This window comes from Rhodococcus sp. MH15 (assembly GCF_019266045.1).
Lineage (GTDB): Bacteria > Actinomycetota > Actinomycetes > Mycobacteriales > Mycobacteriaceae > Rhodococcus_F > Rhodococcus_F qingshengii.
Map to the genome: position 1 here is coordinate 1 of NZ_LPNP01000045.1, position 16,765 is coordinate 16,765.

20 protein-coding genes, 2 pseudogenes and 1 other annotated feature are annotated in these 16,765 nt (G+C 65.5%); of the genes and pseudogenes, 7 read left to right on the forward strand and 15 right to left on the reverse strand.

Features of this window, described 5'->3' with window-relative positions; genetic code table 11:
* Positions 1-249 precede the first annotated feature (249 nt).
* The 7 genes and pseudogenes from ATN37_RS32245 to ATN37_RS01115 form a co-directional block, all read right to left on the reverse strand.
* A complete protein-coding gene (locus tag ATN37_RS32245) occupies positions 250-444 on the reverse strand; it encodes a hypothetical protein (RefSeq protein WP_021334581.1) in 195 nt (64 codons plus the stop codon).
* 18 nt (positions 445-462) lie between these two features.
* Positions 463-705 (reverse strand): hypothetical protein, encoded by a 243-nt coding sequence (locus tag ATN37_RS32250; RefSeq protein WP_021334582.1) that lies wholly within the window; start codon positions 703-705, stop codon positions 463-465.
* 34 nt (positions 706-739) lie between these two features.
* A pseudogene (locus ATN37_RS32255) lies at positions 740-955 on the reverse strand (AMP-binding protein); the annotation flags it as partial.
* Positions 956-972: 17 nt separating this feature from the next.
* Positions 973-1,098, reverse strand: coding sequence for a fatty-acid--CoA ligase (locus tag ATN37_RS32260; protein ID WP_225320457.1), 126 nt, complete (start codon positions 1,096-1,098; stop codon positions 973-975).
* 93 nt (positions 1,099-1,191) lie between these two features.
* Entirely contained in the window at positions 1,192-2,400 is a 1,209-nt protein-coding gene (locus tag ATN37_RS01105) for an NAD(P)/FAD-dependent oxidoreductase (RefSeq protein WP_021334583.1), read from the reverse strand.
* A complete protein-coding gene (locus tag ATN37_RS01110) occupies positions 2,397-3,791 on the reverse strand; it encodes a cytochrome P450 (RefSeq protein WP_021334584.1) in 1,395 nt (464 codons plus the stop codon). Before ATN37_RS01110 ends, ATN37_RS01105 begins: the two co-directional genes overlap by 4 nt.
* Positions 3,792-3,810: 19 nt before the next feature.
* Complete coding sequence (locus ATN37_RS01115; RefSeq protein ID WP_021334585.1) at positions 3,811-4,131, reverse strand: 2Fe-2S iron-sulfur cluster-binding protein; 321 nt, start codon at positions 4,129-4,131, stop codon at positions 3,811-3,813.
* Between the two features lie 113 nt (positions 4,132-4,244).
* Here ATN37_RS01115 and ATN37_RS01120 point away from each other — a divergent pair, with 113 nt between their 5' ends.
* Positions 4,245-5,282 carry an AraC family transcriptional regulator gene (locus tag ATN37_RS01120; protein WP_037127318.1) on the forward strand — a complete coding sequence of 346 codons (1,038 nt, stop codon included), beginning with the start codon at positions 4,245-4,247 and terminating at the stop codon, positions 5,280-5,282.
* Between the two features lie 54 nt (positions 5,283-5,336).
* Here the strand turns inward: ATN37_RS01120 and ATN37_RS01125 are convergent.
* Positions 5,337-5,624, reverse strand: a pseudogene (locus ATN37_RS01125) (integrase core domain-containing protein); the annotation flags it as partial.
* Between the two features lie 251 nt (positions 5,625-5,875).
* Here ATN37_RS01125 and ATN37_RS01130 point away from each other — a divergent pair.
* The 3 genes from ATN37_RS01130 (at position 5,876) to ATN37_RS01140 (ending at position 8,939) form a co-directional block, all read left to right on the forward strand.
* On the forward strand, positions 5,876-6,787 hold the full coding sequence (locus tag ATN37_RS01130; protein WP_021334587.1) for an IS110 family transposase: 912 nt from the start codon (positions 5,876-5,878) through the stop codon (positions 6,785-6,787).
* A 398-nt stretch (positions 6,788-7,185) separates the two neighbouring features.
* Positions 7,186-8,268 carry a BtrH N-terminal domain-containing protein gene (locus tag ATN37_RS01135; RefSeq protein ID WP_030537992.1) on the forward strand — a complete coding sequence of 361 codons (1,083 nt, stop codon included), beginning with the start codon at positions 7,186-7,188 and terminating at the stop codon, positions 8,266-8,268.
* Positions 8,265-8,939 (forward strand): transglutaminase family protein, encoded by a 675-nt coding sequence (locus ATN37_RS01140; protein WP_011331521.1) that lies wholly within the window; start codon positions 8,265-8,267, stop codon positions 8,937-8,939. The genes ATN37_RS01135 and ATN37_RS01140 overlap by 4 nt, the downstream gene beginning before the upstream one ends.
* A 51-nt stretch (positions 8,940-8,990) precedes the next feature.
* Here the strand turns inward: ATN37_RS01140 and ATN37_RS01145 are convergent, their stop codons facing one another.
* A complete protein-coding gene (locus ATN37_RS01145; RefSeq protein WP_225320458.1) occupies positions 8,991-9,695 on the reverse strand; it encodes a 1-acyl-sn-glycerol-3-phosphate acyltransferase in 705 nt (234 codons plus the stop codon).
* A gap of 147 nt (positions 9,696-9,842) precedes the next feature.
* Between ATN37_RS01145 and ATN37_RS01150 the strand changes: the two genes are divergently transcribed.
* Positions 9,843-10,367 carry a PaaI family thioesterase gene (locus tag ATN37_RS01150; protein ID WP_021334589.1) on the forward strand — a complete coding sequence of 175 codons (525 nt, stop codon included), beginning with the start codon at positions 9,843-9,845 and terminating at the stop codon, positions 10,365-10,367.
* Positions 10,368-10,372: 5 nt separating this feature from the next.
* Here ATN37_RS01150 and ATN37_RS01155 read toward each other — a convergent pair whose 3' ends face one another.
* Complete coding sequence (locus ATN37_RS01155; protein ID WP_021334590.1) at positions 10,373-11,050, reverse strand: TetR/AcrR family transcriptional regulator; 678 nt, start codon at positions 11,048-11,050, stop codon at positions 10,373-10,375.
* Between the two features lie 149 nt (positions 11,051-11,199).
* Here ATN37_RS01155 and ATN37_RS01160 point away from each other — a divergent pair, with 149 nt between their 5' ends.
* Positions 11,200-12,345 carry an acyl-CoA dehydrogenase family protein gene (locus ATN37_RS01160; protein WP_021334591.1) on the forward strand — a complete coding sequence of 382 codons (1,146 nt, stop codon included), beginning with the start codon at positions 11,200-11,202 and terminating at the stop codon, positions 12,343-12,345.
* A 383-nt stretch (positions 12,346-12,728) separates the two neighbouring features.
* Here the strand turns inward: ATN37_RS01160 and ATN37_RS01165 are convergent, their stop codons facing one another.
* From ATN37_RS01165 to ATN37_RS01180, 5 genes are all read right to left on the reverse strand, one after another.
* Positions 12,729-12,950, reverse strand: a complete 222-nt coding sequence (locus ATN37_RS01165; RefSeq protein ID WP_021334592.1) for a transposase — start codon at positions 12,948-12,950, stop codon at positions 12,729-12,731.
* A gap of 43 nt (positions 12,951-12,993) precedes the next feature.
* On the reverse strand, positions 12,994-14,307 hold the full coding sequence (locus tag ATN37_RS01170; RefSeq protein ID WP_021334593.1) for an ISL3 family transposase: 1,314 nt from the start codon (positions 14,305-14,307) through the stop codon (positions 12,994-12,996).
* Between the two features lie 179 nt (positions 14,308-14,486).
* Positions 14,487-14,825, reverse strand: coding sequence for a recombinase family protein (locus ATN37_RS01175; RefSeq protein WP_332113078.1), 339 nt, complete (start codon positions 14,823-14,825; stop codon positions 14,487-14,489).
* A complete protein-coding gene (locus ATN37_RS33075) occupies positions 14,779-14,916 on the reverse strand; it encodes a hypothetical protein (RefSeq protein ID WP_332113079.1) in 138 nt (45 codons plus the stop codon). The genes ATN37_RS01175 and ATN37_RS33075 overlap by 47 nt, the downstream gene beginning before the upstream one ends.
* 116 nt (positions 14,917-15,032) lie before the next feature.
* Positions 15,033-15,359 (reverse strand): hypothetical protein, encoded by a 327-nt coding sequence (locus tag ATN37_RS01180; protein WP_021334594.1) that lies wholly within the window; start codon positions 15,357-15,359, stop codon positions 15,033-15,035.
* A gap of 74 nt (positions 15,360-15,433) precedes the next feature.
* Between ATN37_RS01180 and ATN37_RS01185 the strand changes: the two genes are divergently transcribed.
* Positions 15,434-16,719, forward strand: a protein-coding gene (locus tag ATN37_RS01185) for an IS3 family transposase (RefSeq protein WP_225320459.1) whose coding sequence is annotated in 2 segments (ribosomal slippage) — positions 15,434-15,737 and positions 15,737-16,719 — 1,287 coding nt in all. Because the reading frame shifts where the segments join, the coding sequence is not laid out codon by codon here.
* Positions 15,733-15,867: a sequence feature (AL1L pseudoknot), on the forward strand. Its footprint overlaps the gene before it by 135 nt.
* Positions 16,720-16,765: the final 46 nt, after the last annotated feature.

Sequence of the window (16,765 nt, forward strand, 5' to 3'; positions counted from 1 at the left end):
GTGCGCTGTTCCACAAGGGCAAGCTCCTCGAACGACCCGTCGAGATCACCCCGGAACCGTCACCGGACACGCCGGTATCCGAGGTCGCCTGACACACCTTAATCCACAGAATTTGACGATTCCTCGGGTTCGCCTGCCGGTGATGGGTGGCCCGCGACCGGCCGACCAGGGCAAATGCCCGCACCACACCGAGCAGCGCGGTCAGCCGGTCCACGGTCTCGGCCTGCCAGGTGCGCCAGGCCGCCCGGCTCACTCCTTGTTCTTCCTGGAGAGCGCTTCCAAGAACGCGACACCTTTTCCCATGACCTCCAACGCGGCATCACGATCGGCGATGACCTCGTCCTTTCGGGCAGCATCCCCCTCGAGCTTGCCGATCTGCTTTTCCAGCTCGGCGATACGCGCCTGCTCCGGGGACTGACCGGCTCGAGGCCTCTTCTTGGACACGGTGCCCAGTGTTCCGGCTTAAATCTGGGCCCGCCACTGCTTGACGCTGGACTCATAGAGGCCCTCCCGGCGCAGCACCCGGCCCTTCTGCCCGGCCGGGGCCCGGTCGTACTCGGCGGCGATGCGCCGCTTGTACTCGGCGGTGAACGTCCGCCTCGTCGGCCGCCCGGTTCGCGGGGACTCAACCGTCTCCTGCACCGAGGTCGTCGGCGTGGTCCGCGAGGCCTCCATGGCCGCGTCAGTGGTCGCAGTGATCGTCATGCGAGCGTCTCACCTCAGTCTGGCGGATAGGGAACAGCGGCACCAGGCTGCCCTCCACGATGATGCCCCGATCCTCGGCGTGGTTCCCGATGTAGGCGAGCTGCTCGGCGCTCAGACGAGGGTTCAGCGTGTGCAGCACCGCGCCCATCGACGCGACGGCACAGTAGGCCTCAACGTGCTCCTGGTTGTTGCACATGAGCGTGGCGACGCGCTCGTCGCCAGCGACCCCACAGGCACGCAGCGCATGCGCCCACTGGCAGATCGACGTCACACCTGCGCGAACGTACCGATCTTGACGCTCCCCTCCGGCTGCAAGGTCCGCACCCGCGCCGCGCCGTGAACGCTCGCACCGTGGCGCAGGATGGCTGCCGTCGTGAGCTGGACGTTCGTCATCGTGCTCTGCATGGTGTCCCGTCGGTGGTGGGTAGCGAGCCGGTGTCGACGGCTCGCCGATCGGGTCGGACGGCCCCGTGGTCCAGCTGACGCTCAGCTCGGTGCGATACCCAGTAACGCTTCTCTGCCGACGGGGAGTCCCGGAGAGAGCGTCCGCTTGCTGAAGGCGAAGTCGCGCGGCCGGTTGACGCAGTCAGCGGCAATGAGTTCCCCTGCGCGGAAGTAGAAGCAGGTGAAGTCGCGATCGCGATCACAGCTCGGGTCACCACTGAGCAAGACCTCGTCGTAGCCGGTGTTCAGTCCCGCGATCTGGAGCTTGAGATCGTACTGATCCGACCAGAACCACGGCAGCGCCGCGATGGTCTTGTCCTTGCCGCACATGGTCGCCGCGGCGACCTTCGCCTGCTCCACCGCGCTCGGCACGGACTCAAGTCGGACGCACCGCCCGTACCTCGCCATCACGTGGCTGGTGCAGTCGCCCGCGGCCACGATGTCGTGATCGCTGGTACGGGCCCGGTCGTCGATCACGACGCCGTCGTCGACGAGGAGACCCGCGGCGGCAGCGAGTTCGGTGTTGGGCTGGAGCCCGACACCGACGACGACGAGGTCCGCTGGGACTTTTTCACCACCGGCCAGCCGGACCTCTCGGACCCGGTCGTCGCCACCCAAAGCCTCGACGAGCGCCCGGGTGCGGACGGTCACTCCCGCGTCGCGGTGGACGCGCTCGTAGAACGCCGATACCTCCGGGGCGGTGACCCGCTCGAGCACACGGTCGGCGGCCTCAAGAACGGTGACGTCCAGTCCAAGCGCACGCAGGGAGGCGGCTGTCTCCAGTCCGATGTAGCCGCCGCCGACGATGACCGCTCGCCGACCCGGTTGCGCCGACTCTCGGATCTGCTCCACGTCGGAGAACGTGCGCAAGTAGTGGACGCCCGGGAGGTCGGCTCCCGGCACGGGGAGTCGCCGTGCCCGGCCACCGGTGCACAGCGCCAGCTTGTCGTAGGACATGCTCTTGCCGCCGGCCAGCATCACCCGCCGCTCTGTGCGATCGATCGACTCCACTCGCGCATTGACCAGCTGGATCTGCTGCTTGGCGTAGAAGTCCGCCTTCCGGATCGCCAACTCCTCCAGCGTGCTCTTGCCGGCGAGGTAGGCCTTGGACAGCGGCGGTCGCTGGTAGGGCAGTGCGCCCTCGTCACCGATGAGGACGATCTCGCCGGCCCAGCCTTCCTGCCGGAGGCTGGCCGCCAGTTGAGCCCCCGAGTGACTGGCTCCGACCACGAGCGCGGTCCCCTGCGTCATGCGTCCTGCTTCGGGGTCAGGCGCACCATGAGCTTGCTAATGCCCCTGACGAAGTTAGACTGCACGTACTCCGGCTCACCGACGACCTCGATGTCCTCGAACCGAGGAAGCAACTCCTCCCACAGGATCCTCAGCTGGAGCTCAGCCAGCCGGTTGCCCATGCACCGGTGCACCCCGAACCCGAAGGAAATGTGGTTGCGCGCGTTCTTGCGGTCGATGATCAGCTCGTCAGGTCGTTCGAAGACACGCTCGTCCCGGTTCCCCGAGGCATACCACATGACCACCTTGTCGCCCTTGCGAATGAACTGCCCATTCAGCACGGTATCCTTCTTCGCGACCCGGCGCATGTACGCCAGCGGTGTCTGCCAACGAATGACTTCCGAGACCATGTTCGGGATCAGGTCCGGATTCGCCTTGAGCTTCTCGAACTGCTCAGGGAACTGGTTGAGCGCCAGCACACCGCCGCTCATCGAGTTGCGCGTGGTGTCGTTACCGCCGACGATCAGCAGGATCAAGTTGCCCAGGAACTCCATGGGGCGGTCGATTAAGTCCTTGGTGTCTTCATTGCTCTGCAACATCGTGATCAGGTCGAATCCGGGCTCCTCGCCGGCCGCGAGCCGAGCCGCCTTGTCGTGCCAGTGCGCACTGAGCCCTCGCGCCGCGTCGACGAAGCCGCGGAAGATCTCGTCGTTGTCGGAGGGTCCGCCGTTGGCCTGCTCCATCGCGGTGGCGAGGTCGGACCACTCGACGAGCTTGCGTCGTTGGTCGTAGGGGAAGTCCAGCAGCGTCGCGAGCATTCGAGCGGTCAACTCGATGGACACCAGGTCGACCCAGTTGAACGGCTCACCGATCGGGAGTTCGTCCAGCACCTCCTGGACGCGCGAGCGGATCAGGGCCTCCATCTCGCGAAGGTTCTTCGGGGCGACGACCCCTTGAACGGCGGCCCGTTGCGCGTCGTGCTTGGGCGGGTCCATGGCGATGAACATCGCGACATCCATGAACCGGGGTGGTTGGCCGATGATGATGAAGGGCTCGGCGGAGAAGACCTCGTGGTTCTTGTCGACGGCGATGATGTCGGCGTGCCGTGTGACCGACCAGAAGGGACCGAAGGGACTGTTGGGCTGGTAGTGCACGGGCGCTTCGTTGCGCACACGCTCGTAGTACGACTTCCACCTGCCCTGGCGGTACAGGAAGGGGTTGCTCAGGTCGATGTCAGCGAGCTCGACCTCGTCCACCGGCGGGATCGGGGTCTCGACGAAGATCTTCTGCCCGTTCGTTCCGGTCACCCAACGACGGGTCTTGTCGTAGAGATGGGCGCCCCGGATCTGCAGCCCCATCGGGAGGGTCGACTGGACCTTCTCGCTCAGCGTGTCTGCAATGCTCGCAATCATCGATCCACTTTCCTTTCGATCAAATCTGGAACTCGGGCAGCTGAACGACCAGGCCGTCCCACTCCTGCGACACCGCCATCTGGCAAGACAGCCGGGAGGTCGGCTGCCGCTCAGGATTCATCGACAGCATCTCCTCCTCGACAGGTCCGGATAGACCCACCTTCTCAGACCACTGCGGGTCGACGATCACGTGACAGGTGCCGCACGCGGCCTCTCCCCCACAATCGCCGTCGATGCCCGGCACCATGTTGTCGACCGCGACCTGCATGAGCGACCGTCCCTCGTCCAGGGGCGCCTCATACTTCTCGCCGTCGTAGGAAACAAAGGTGACTACACCCATTGGCTTGACTCCTCACGATCGAAAACGTGATGAAAGCGTAGCGACTACGCAGGGGGTATGGCTATGATCACATCAGTCAGAATGTTGTGATTTCGGCTCAAGGGGTGCGTGCAATGCGTGTGTACGAACCCGGCGTCCCGCCTCTCGCGTTCGCGCAGATGCTCAACAGCTCCGTGATCGACAGTGAAGCTGCCGCCCGGTTCCGCACGGTGATGGCGCGGGAAGGGACCGACGAGACCGCACTTCTCGCCCGGGACCAGCAGGCGCCGGTGCGCTGGTTCCGAGAGGTGTACCCGGACCTCGACAGCGCCCAGGCGACCCAGTTGGGTTTCGCCTTTGCCGAACACTCCCAGCTGACCTCCTTCGGGCCGCTGAGCGTACCGCTGGTGAGCGCGGGCTCGGTCGCAGAAGTCGTGGAACTGCTCGCCTTTCTGCCCTTGATCTCCACCGCCCTGCACCCCCACGTCCACCCGAACGGAAGTGGCCTCACCATCGGGCTCACTGCACACACCCGCGACCCGGACTTGGACCGCCTCGTCATCGCCTACGGCGGGTCCACGGTGCTGCGACTATTGGACCTGCTCGCAGGGACCCTGCCCTCGGTCACGCTGTACCTGGAGTGGCCAGCGCCGGCGTCTGCCGCGGGGTGGGCGCAGTCCCGAGGTGGGCGCGTCGTCTTCGACGCGCCCACCTCGTACGTGCAGGCCCCCCAGGACGCGCTCGAGGAGGTGTGCCGCTTCGCAGACCCCGTTGCTTACCGCGTCGCGATCGCGGACCTACGCACAGCACTCGAGCGACACCACGGCACGATCTCCTTCGCAGAGCGAGTGCGGGTCCTGCTCGAGGAGGACCCCGGAGAGGCTCACAGCGCCCGTGTTGCTGACAAGCTCTCGGTCTCGACCAGCACCCTGAAGAGAAGACTCGCCGAGGAGGGCACGACCTTCCGTGACGTCCGCGAGTCCTGGCTGCGCGAACAGGCGATCGCACGCCTGCTCGACCCGACCGCAACGATCAGCCAAGTGGCCGCGGATCTCGCGTACAGCGATCTCAGCAACTTCTCACATGCCTTCAAGCGATGGATAGGGCAGTCCCCGAGCCAATTCCGGCACACGAAAGGCCGGGTGCGCAGGCGAGGCATGCCCAACGTGTAGCAGGCCCGACTTCCGACGAAGCCTGTGTCAAGCCCCGGGTTTTGTAGAGGGTGGTTATCTGGCGTCGACGAGGTCGTCGACGGGCTCTGCTTGGGGTTCGGCCGCCGCGTGCTGAGCTTCGTATTCGGCCGGCGGGACGTAGCCGATCTCGCCGTGAATCCGTCGATGGTTGAACCAGTCGATGTACTCGGCGACAGCGATCTCGAGGTCGTCGATAGCTCGCCAGGGCCCCTTGTGACGGTTGCGGACCAACTCGGCCTTGGACAGCGAGTTGAACGCCTCGGCCATCGCGTTGTCGTAGGAGTCGCCTCGTGAGCCCACCGAGGCGACCAGGTCCTGTTGGGGCTGGTGCACGAGTAGGTGACGTTGATGATGGAAGGGCCTCGTTGCCGACGCGTGTGACTCTGTAGGTGACTGACGGCCGCAGGGCTTGTCTTGCAATTGATCCGTCCGCGCGCTGGTGGCGGTGGCGCTGTCCGATGCATGTCGGCCAGAGGCGAGCATGACTTCATACGAGCCTGGTCAGCCCCGTCAACGTCTTGTCTGCCCGACCTCTGGCCGATGTGCCCTCTGGAGGAAGGCACGGCTTCATCATGACAACATTTCTCAACGAGTCCACAGCTGCTGTCCACATCGTTGCTGGAGTCGACACGCACGCCGATAACCACCACGTCGCGGTCCTCGACTTGAGCGGCAGGCGGCTCGGCGATCGACAAATTCCAGCGACCGCTGCCGGCTACGACAGGCTCCTGACCTATCTCGGGTCGCTAGGAAACATCCAACTCGTTGGGATCGAGGGCACGAGTTCCTATGGCGCCGGACTCGCCCGACACCTCAGGGAGCGGCGGGTCGATATCCGCGAGATCATCCGTCCCCGACGCTCGCAACGACGACGTGGGAAGTCCGACCCGATCGATGCCTATGCTGCTGCGCAACAGGTACTGGCCGACCCGGAGTCGTTACCCGCGGCTAAATCTGGCGACGGTCTCGTCGAACAGGTCCGTGTGTTGCTAACCGTTCGCCGCAGCGCCGTCAAAGCCCGCGTGGCCGTGATCCGCCAGATCAAGTCATTGCTGGTCACCGCCCCGGAGGAGATCCGAACGCGGTGGTCGAGAGTCAGCGAGCACGATGTGATCGCGGACCTCGCCGCTACCAGGCCCTGTGCCCCCACCGCGTCGGTAGATGCCGCAACTGGCCACGCTCTTCGGCGTCTGGCGCGTCGCCACCGATACTTGACGAGCGAGATCGAGGAGCTCGAGGAAGACTTGCGGGAGCTTGTCTCGACTGTGGCTCCCGCAATGATCGCCACCAAAGGGTTTGCCGTGATCACCACGGCTACGCTCCTGGTGACCGCAGGCTCGAATCCTGAACGGCTTCGATCGGAATCCTCGTTCGCCGCGTTGTGCGGAGCCTCACCGATTCCCGCATCCTCGGGAAAAACCAATCGGTTCCGACTTAACCTCGTTCCAGCGACGTTGAGGTCGGCGCGGCCTGATCTTCGGTGAGTTGCCGTGGCCGGATTGGTGGCGCAGAACGCGGATATCGGCGATGGTCTCGCCACCACCGGCGAGCATGACCGCGACATCGGTCAGCACGCGACCACGGTCGTGGATCGGGACGGACCGGCGGCGTGCCATCGCCTTGGACAGTTCGGCGGTCAGGCCGACCCGATCAGCCAAAAGGCGGGGAGCGATCGTCCCGGCGTGAGAAATCACCCCGACATCACAGGCGGAGAACGACAGACCGGCCGACCACGAAGTACGCTTCACCTACCGAGTGCTTTCTGCTTGAGAACCTGGAGCTTTAGACAACTCCCAGTTTCCCCTGCTCAGGAAGCACTTCGGTCTATTTCGGCCCAGAAAACCGAAGATCCCCATGAAACACCGAGGCTAGGATGAAGTACATGGCTAGCTCTCAGCAACGCGTCGTCAGTCCCTACCCCCACCGCCTGGGCGGTCACTGCGGCTCCGGCGCAATGCGGGACCTGCTGGAATGGGCCGGACTTGGGTGGAACGGCCCTCCTGACGAAGGACTCGTCTTCGCACTGAGCGGCTCCCTGGACCTCGCTTACGTCCGGGACACCGAGCTCATGCCCCCGATCTACCTCGTAGGCCGCGGAGGCGACCTGGAGACAGACCTGCCGATGCGCCTGGGGGCAGCGGTCTCGGTGCACGCCACCGACGACCCGAGCGAGGGATGGGCTTGGGTGCGTGACTCCATCCAGCGTGGCCGCCCAGCCCTCGTGTGGGCGGACATTGCAGAGCTGCCATACCTGCGGGTCCAGCTCCAGATGAGCAGGCACGACATCGTGGTCATCGGGTACGACGACGAGCATCAGATCGCGCACGTCGTCGACAACGACCGCGAGGACGTGCAGATGGTGCCCTACGACGCGCTGGCCAAGGCGCGGTCCTCGCAGGGCTTCCCGGTCCCGACGCGTCACACCTTCTTCGACATCGAGTGGCCCCAGAAGCTCCCTGACCTGACGGTCGCCAGTCGTGCCGCGTTCGCCCAGGCGGCCGCTGCCATGACCGCCTCGGACGGACCGTCGATCGTCTCTGGCAGCGACACGGCGGTCGGAGCCACCGGACTCGCCGCCGTCGACCTGTTCGCCGACGACCTCCCGCGATGGCCCGAAGTATTCCCCGACGACGTGCTGCACCTGCTCCTCCTCGGCCTGCGCGCGTTCGTCGAGAAGGCAGGTACCGGCGGCGGACTCTTCCGCAAGCTGCTGGCCAGCGGCGCGCACGACATTGCCCGGTTGACCGACGACTCTGCGGCCGCCGCAGTGTCCGACAGTGCCCGTCGCTGCGCCGCGACCTGGTCGCAGGTCGCCTCCCTGGCGCGCAGCAACGGGGCCCCGGCCCGCGAGCGTGCCCGGGAAGCAGCCCGGGTCGCCGCCACACTCCCAAAGTTGGAGCGGGAGCTCGTGCGCGCGCTCGAGGCCGCCGGGGCTGCCACGAACACTCGGGCGGTCGTCTGGTGAGCGGCCAGCACGAGCCGAGCGATGCGGTGGCGTCCGGCTACTTCGTCGATAGCGACCACCCGGCAATCCGTCGGTTCGCCTCATCGGTGGTGGAGGGAGCGGACGACCCACACGAGCGTGTCCGGCGGATCTTCGCGGAGGTCCGCGACCGCCTTCGCTACAACCCGTACGGTGTCACGCCCGATCGCGACCACTACAAGGCCAGCTCTATCTTGAACGGCGGCCCCACTTGGTGCGTGCCGAAGGCGGTGCTGCTCACCGCCAGTTTGCGCGCGGTCGGGATTCCGGCCGTGCTGGGTTTCTCCGACGTGCGCAACCATCTGAATAGCGAACAACTGCTGTCGGTGATGGGCACCGATCTCTTCGTCTATCACGGGTGGACCGCCGTCCACGTCAACGGTCACTGGCACAAGGGCTCGCCGGCCTTCAACACCGAGCTGTGTGAGCGGTTCGGCGTTCCCCCGCTGGACTTCGACGGGACCCAAGACGCGCTGCTCCACGCCGCAGACGGCGCCGGTCGTCGACACATGGAATACGTACGAGAGAGAGGGACCTACCTCGACCTCCCGTACGACGACATCATGCGGACCCTGCACGAGACCTACGGGCCCGGCCTGACGCAGAGCGGCACCTCAGGACCGGTCCGCCAGGATCCCGCCTTCGAACCGTGAGAGTCGGCATCGGCGACCACGCCGTTCGATCGATGCCGCCACGGGCACGGTTCACCGATCCGCCGGGACCCCTGCCAGCTGATCGACCATCGCGGTGATGGCGGCCTCCAACCGCCGACACCCTTCCTTCACAGCCCAGGTCTCCCCCAGGTCGTGGAGGTCTTCGAAGGGGACCGGGGGCCCGACGACGAGACTCACCGGTCGACGCCAGCCCAGGCGAAGACGCCCACTGTAGGGAAGGAGAATCTCCTGCGCCCCCCACTGCGCCACCGGGAGAAGGGGAACAGACGCCGCCAAGGCGATGCGGACGGCGCCGGACTTCATCGCTATGGGCAGTCCGTCCTCTCGCTTGGTGATGGAGCCCTCCGGGTAGACCAGGACCAGTTGACCTCGCGCCACGGCTTCCACGGCCCTGCGATAGCCAGCCTTTCCAGCCGACCGGTCGACCTCGACGTGACCCGCGGAGCGGAACCACCACCCCACGACCGGGACCGCGAAGAGGCTGTCCTTGGCCAGGAAACGGGGCACCCGTCGCTGGGCGAGGATCATCTCCGCGACAAGCAGGGGGTCGATGTGCGACACGTGGTTCGCGGCGAGCACCGCTCCGCCGGACCTTGGGACGTGCTCGACACCACGCCAATCCGGGCGACGCAGCACGAGCAGGAACGGCTTGCACACCAGGAGCGAGAGCCACCACGCGAAGCCCCTGGGTTCGGCACCAAGCCGTCGATCGGTCCTGAGCACCTCTCGGATCACCCGACGAGTGTAGACAGATGCCGGGTAAACGTCTGGATGGAGACAAACTAGACTCCATTTCACCGTCCGCCTGTCCGTCGTGACCCTCGAGGAGCCGATCATGAGCGACCTTCCCGCCACTTTGACCGCGCAGCCGAACCGCGAATCATGAGCAGCCACCACGAGCACGGTCCCGTTGCGCCGACGACGCTGGAAGCGTGGATCAGTGCCATGTCGCGACCACAGCCATCCGAATCCGGCCGCCTTCCCTCACACTCCCCCACCTGCGCGGGATGCGGCACGGAGAACCCCGCCGGGCTCGCTCTGCAGGTCGACGCCACCGAGGACGGTGTGTATTGTGTGCACCGCTTCGACCACCGCCAGGAGGGTGCGCCAGGGATCACCCACGGCGGTCTTGTGGCCGCGGCGTTCGACGACCTTTTCGGCTTCCTCCTCTACCGCGTCGGAGAGCTCGCCGTGACCCGGTCACTGACCGTCGAGTACCTCCGGCCGGTCCTACTGGGGACCGACTACGAGTTCACCGCCCGCGTCCGCGACCATGCGGGACGACGACTGCACGTGGACGCCGAGGCGGTCGACCAAGTCGGCGACAAGGTCGCCACCGCGCACGCAACGTTCATCGTCGTCGACCTCAAGCACTTCGAGCAGGGCACGGCCACGACCGGTCCCTGACATCCTCATTCCGCTACGAACGGCTCCAGCTCGACCGCAGGGTCGAGCGGGATCCCGTGGCCGGCCAGCGCATCCCGGAGCACGAGGGTGACGTGACCAGCGAGCCGTCCGACCATGACGTCCAGGGACTCGTCTCGCTGGTCGAGCCACCAGATGACGGTGGCATCCACCATCCCCATCACCCCGACCAGGATGCCTTCCGGAAAGCTCGCCACACCCGATTTGGTGTACCCGCGGGCAGCCGCAGCGATCTCGTCGAGGAGGCGCGACCGCCCCATCCGGGCACGATGCAGGGTCCGACTCTGCCCACGGGCTGCCAGGAAGCGGTAGAGATGCGGATGCTCCTCGGCCCAGGTGGCGCAGGCGCGCACCAACCCCTCGACGACCTGCTGAGGTGTGCCTCGTCGGGTCAGGTGCGGGCGCACCCGCGCGATCAGGTCCTGCGCTGCTCTCCTGGCCACCTGGTCGTCCAGGTCGTCTCGGCTGGTGAAGTTGCGGTAGACGTGCGGCCTGGGAATGCCAGCCCGCTCCGCGATGAGAGCGGTGCCGACGTCGATCCCGGACTCGTCGATGACCTGCTTCGCAGCCTGGACCACGCGCTCGCGCTTCTCGTTACGAGCCAGCTCGTCACGCGACGACCGCCGTCGGACGGTCGAGTCAGCCCATCGTCTCACTTCCACCACCCGCGCAGCCTACAGGCGCGGCGCGACGACTCAGCTCGGTGCCGCACACGCCGAGCAGCGCCCGACGCCGACGTGGGACACCTTGTACCCAGGACGGCGGCCGTGGTCTGATGGGGGTACACCCTGTACCCAATGATCCGGAGGCTCCCATGACCGCTCGCCGTTCCCCGTGGATGGACGACGACCTCAACGACCTGCGTGACCTGGCCCGCACTTTCTGCGAGAAGGAAATCAGGCCGCACATCGAGACCTTCATCGCCGACAAGCACGTCGACCGGGACCTGTGGAACCGCGCCGGAGCGGTGGGTCTGCTGTGCCTCTCCATCCCCGAGGAGTACGGCGGCGGCGGCGGGACCTTCGCTCACGAAGCCATCCTCATCGAGGAGCAGGCGCGAGTCGGTGACAGCTCGTGGGGCGCCTCCCTACACAACGGCATCGTCGCGCACTACCTGCTCGCCTACGGCACCGAGGACCAGAAGCAGCAGTGGTTGCCGAAGATGGCGTCCGGCGAGGTCGTCGGAGCGATCGCGATGACCGAGCCTGGTACCGGTTCGGACCTGCAGAACATCAAGACCAAAGCGATCCGGCAAGGCGAGGAGTACGTCGTCAGCGGCTCGAAGACCTTCATCACCAACGGTTCTCAGGCCGATCTCGTCCTCACCGTCGCCAAGACCGATCCCGACGACAAAGCGGCCGGGATCTCGCTGATGCTGGTGCCCACCGCGGCTGAGGGATTCTCGAGGGGGCGGGTCCTCGACAAGATCGGCATGAAGGGACAGGACACCTCCGAACTCTTCTTCGACAACGTCCGCGTCCCCGCCACCAGCCTGCTCGGTCACACCGAAGGACAGGGCTTCATCCAGCTGATGGAGCAGCTTCCCCAGGAGCGACTGCTCGTCGCCGTGTCGAACGTAGCGGCCATGGAGTTGTGTCTGACCGAGACACTGCGCTACGTGCGCGACCGCAGCGCGTTCGGACGCCCGATCTGGGGGTTCCAGAACACCAAGTTCAAGATGGCTGAGGTTGCCACCGAGGCGCGGGTCGCGCGTGCCTTCGTCGATGAGTGCATCGAACTGCACCTCGATGGGGAACTGGACATCCCCACCGCAGCCATGGCGAAGTTGTGGTGCTCCGAGCGGGCCCAGCGAGTCGCCGATGCGTGCCTCCAGCTGCACGGCGGATATGGCTACATGAACGAGTACCCCATCGCCCGCGCCTGGGCCGACCTGCGCGTCTCCCAGATCTACGCGGGGAGCTCGGAGATCATGAAGGAGATAATCAGCCGCTCCTTGTGAGCCCCTCCGCCACCGAACATTCCGGGCTCGGGGCGGGTTCCCGCGACGGGCGTCGAGCATCGGCGCGTCGACTCCCGTCGCAGCCTCGGGGATCGAGCGGGGGCACAAGACGCGGCCGCTGAGGATGTTAGACGTTGCCGACACGTCAACGCGCCCCAGGGCAAGAGGTCCGTGACCAGCGCGCCGCCCTCACCGACAGGGTCCGGCTCGCCGCGGACACCCCCACGTCATGCTTCTGTCAACCGCGGGTGAAAATTGACCCCTAGGTGTACTGACCGCGGACGTTGTGTCACCGGTCGGCATGGCGGGCTGACATGAGGGAGACCTCCGTGTGAGGTGTGAAAGCGACCAAGCAAACAGGCTCTTCGCATCTGAGTGTGGGGTCAGGCCCGTAGTCCCCCGGCGATGAGGAGCATGCGGAGGCGGTAGTTGTCGCGGTTGCGGTAGCCGCGGGCCAGGCACCGGTGGAGTTCGATGAGGCCGTTGATCGCTTCGGTTCCGCCGTTGTTGGAGCGGTCGGTGGTCCAGTACGCGAGGAAGGAGTCCTTCCACTTGCGGAGCGTTCGTCCCAGTCGGGCGATCTCGGGAATCGGGCACGACGGCAAGGTCGCGAGGGTCTTCTCGGCAGCTTTACGGGCCCTTCCGGATTTAGAGTGCGTTGATCCGGTTCTGGAGCTGTCCGGAGTGGATAAGTGACCGCAAGATGTAGTGCTTGAGGTTCCGGAAGCCCAGGGCGATTCCGCGGAGGTGTTCGAGGCGGCCGTTGATGGCCTCGACGGGGCCGTTGGAGGCGCCGATGTCGAAGTAGGCGAGGATCTCCCGGTGGCGCTTCCACAGCGACCGGCCCAGCTGGGCGAGCTCGGGCAATTCCTTGGGCACCCCGGTTCGGATCGAGCGCAGGAGCTTGTACATCGCGATCTTGCCCTCCCGCTTGCCCGAGGCCTCGTAGGCGGTGATGAGTCGCTGGTAGACGCCGTAGGTGACCTCCACCGCCGCGTGCGCATCATGGGCGGTGAACGCTGTGAACAGGCGGACTTTCTGCTTGTCGGTGAGCAGCTCGGCCCGGGTGTTGAGTGTCCGGCGGATCCCATACAGCGGATCGCCGCCGCGGCCCCGGTGCCCGGTGGTGGCCTGCTGGATGCGCTGGCGGCAGACGGTGAGCTTGTCCGCGGCGAGGTGCACGACGTGGAACGGATTCATCACCGTCCGGGCAGCGGGAACTGCCTTGGCTGCGGCGGAGTGGTAGCCGGAGAATCCGTCCATCGTCACCACCTTGACCCGATCCCGGAAGTCCTGGTCACGGGCGTCGAGCCACTCGGTGAAGACCTTCGCCGAGCGGCCGGCGATCATATCCAGCAGCCGAGACGGGCCGGTGCCGTCCACTACAGGGGTCAGGTCGACCAAGACGGTGACGAACGACGAGGAGCCGTCACCGCGGACGTGCTTCCACTTGTGCTCATCGACCCCGAGGACACGCACGCCGTCGAAGTGTCCGGGCTGGCCGTAGACCATCGTGCGGGTCTCGGAGACGGCAAGGTCGTTGACCAGATCCCAGCCCAGCCCGAGGGCCTTGGCCACCGCCGAGACGCTGGTGCGGTCGATCGCCAGACGCTGCAGAATCCAGCGGGTACAGCGGCGTGTGGTCTTGGCTCTCGGCTCGGCCAACGACGGCATGCGCTGCTGGAAGATCCTCGTGGCGCACTCGGTGTTGTCGCAGGTGAAACGCGGTACCCGCACATGCAGTCTGGTGGGGTGACCCACGATCGGTAGATCGGTGACTCTCCGCTGGATGTGGTCCCGCAGCCGGCCCGCCGCCCCGCACTCGGCGCACACCGGGTCCAGTGTCGCCGGGGAGCAGAACAGGTGCGTGAACTCGTCGGCCACAGCCGCGTCGGTGATCGTCACCCCCAGTTCGACGGTGCGGCAGATGGTGTCGGCAAGCAGGCTGGCGGTAGCGTTCAAAACGGGTCCTGGGGTGTTCGATGCGAGGCGAGAGAACCTGCATCTTCACACGCCCCAGGACCCCTACATCTTGTGCCTCACCGCATCACCGACGAACCCCAGCTACGCACTCCGGATCCGGAAGGGCCGGTTTCGGTACGGGGTGCTGCGAGCAATGTTCAACACTTCTGCGATTTCGGTCATGGTACGCCCTCGCCGCGCATCTTTTTCGCCTGCCGCTTTTTCGCGGCCGTCAGCGAAGACGGTCGGCCACCGACCCGGCCGCGATCACGAGCCGCCGACAGCCCGGCGATGGTGCGTTCGCGGATGAGGTTGCGCTCGAATTCCGCTAGGGCGCCGAAGATGTGGAAGATCAGCTTGCCGCCCGGCGTGGTCGTGTCGATCGCTTCGGTCAGGGATTTGAACGCCACTCCGCGGGCCTCCAGCTCTGCGACGGTCCCGATCAGGTGTGGCAGCGAGCGGCCGAGATGATCAAGTCGCCAGACGACGAGCGTGTCTCCCGAGCGCAGGGCGTCCATTCAACGCCGCTAATTCAGGGCGATCCGTCTTCGCGCCTGATGCCTTGTCTGTCCAGACGCGAAAACAGCCGGCCGCATTGAGTGCGTCCAGCTGTAATTCCGGGTTCTGGTCGGCGGTCGATACCCTCGCGTAGCCTTGTGACTCTCGGAATTATTTGGCACGTTCTTCCCTGAATTATTTGGCACGGTGGTAGCCGTCAGGCACTCTCACCTTGGGATCCTCGGTCGAGTAGGAGGCGGGAGGTATCTCGGGCCTCTCACTGTGTTGAGATCCGCCATCCCGGCATCCTCAGAGCCTCCGAACAACTCCTCGACGCGGCGACTGTTCAGAAAACCACTGATCAACTGCCACAGTTCATCCGCGAATGCCGGGGCTTCTGGACCGACCAAGCGAAGCAAGAACACGAACGCGTCATCATCGTCGAGCGCGGCCACTATGCCGTGCTCGGCGATCGCCCCCGCATCATCGGGGTACACCCCACCCAGGAACTCCAGCCCATGCAGATAATCGTCGAGGTACCTGTTCGGGCGCATCCCCTCATTCCTCCATCATGTGAATCGCCCTGGGTTCGGTGGAGACTTCTGGCCTTGGAAACGAGGATGAAGTCATGCCGAATGAACGTGTGCCAGGAAGACCGACAACGCGTCGGTATTCGTCGGAGGAGAAGGCCGGTGCGGTGCGGATGGTCCGTGCACTGCGGGCCGAGTTGGGGACCGAGCACGGGGCGGCGTCGCGGGTTGCGTCGCAACTGGGGTTCGGGCTCGAGTCGGTACGGGCGTGGGTCCGTCAGGCCGATATCGACGACGGCACCAAGCCAGGGGTGAGCACGTCGGAGGCTCAACGTATCCGGGAGTTGGAGCAAGAGAATCGAGAGCTCAAGCGGGCCAACGAAATACTGAAGCGTGCAGCGTCTTTCTTCGGGGCGGAGCTCGACCGCCAGCACAAGAGGTGACCGCGTTCATCGACGCAAACCGCGACGATGTCGTCGCAGGACGCCCACTCGGGGTCGAGCCCATCTGCAGGACACTGCAGATCGCTCCGAGCAGTTACTACGCCGCCAGGTCACGATCACCATCGACGAGGTCGGTAAAGGATGCCCGGGTGCGGCCGGCGCTTCGGACGTTGTGGGAAGACAACTACCGCGTCTACGGGATCCGGAAACTGTGGAAAGCCGCCCGCAGAGCCGGACTCGACGTCGGCCGTGATCAGGTCGCCCGCCTGATGCGCGCCGAGGGCATCGAAGGTGTCTGCCGAGGTAAGAGGGTGCGGACCACCCGCCCCACCGCCGGCATGGGTCGACACCCGGACCTGGTCGGACGAGATTTCACCGCCACTATGCCGAACCAACTGTGGGTTACCGACCTGACACACGTGGCGACCTGGGCAGGGATCGCGTACGTCTGTTTCATCACCGACGCTTACAGTCGGATGATCGTCGGCTGGCGCGTCGCACCACATATGCGCACCGAGATGGTCCTTGATGCGATCGAAATGGCCCGATGGTCACGCGGAACCACCTTCACCGGGCTGCGGTGCCACAGCGATGCGGGCAGTCAATTCACATCCCTGCGCTACGGCGAACGCCTCGCTGAGATCGGCGCGACCCCATCGATCGGGACCATCGGCGATTCCTACGACAACGCTCTCGCCGAGACCGTCAACGGCTACTACAAAGCTGAACTGATCTACGGACCAGCACATTGCGGACCATGGAAGACCACCGTCGATGTCGAACTCGCGACCTTGTCCTGGGTGTATTGGCACAATCACCAACGCCTCCACGGCTACTGCGACGATCTTCCACCAGCAGAGTACCGAGGAATGATCGAAACCTGTGGATCCCGGGAGGACGCACCTTCCCGGATGATGATCTGTACACGAACAGGATTCTGATCAAGTCCAGCGCGCCAACGCTGGCGGGAAGGTACGCCCGTGCTCA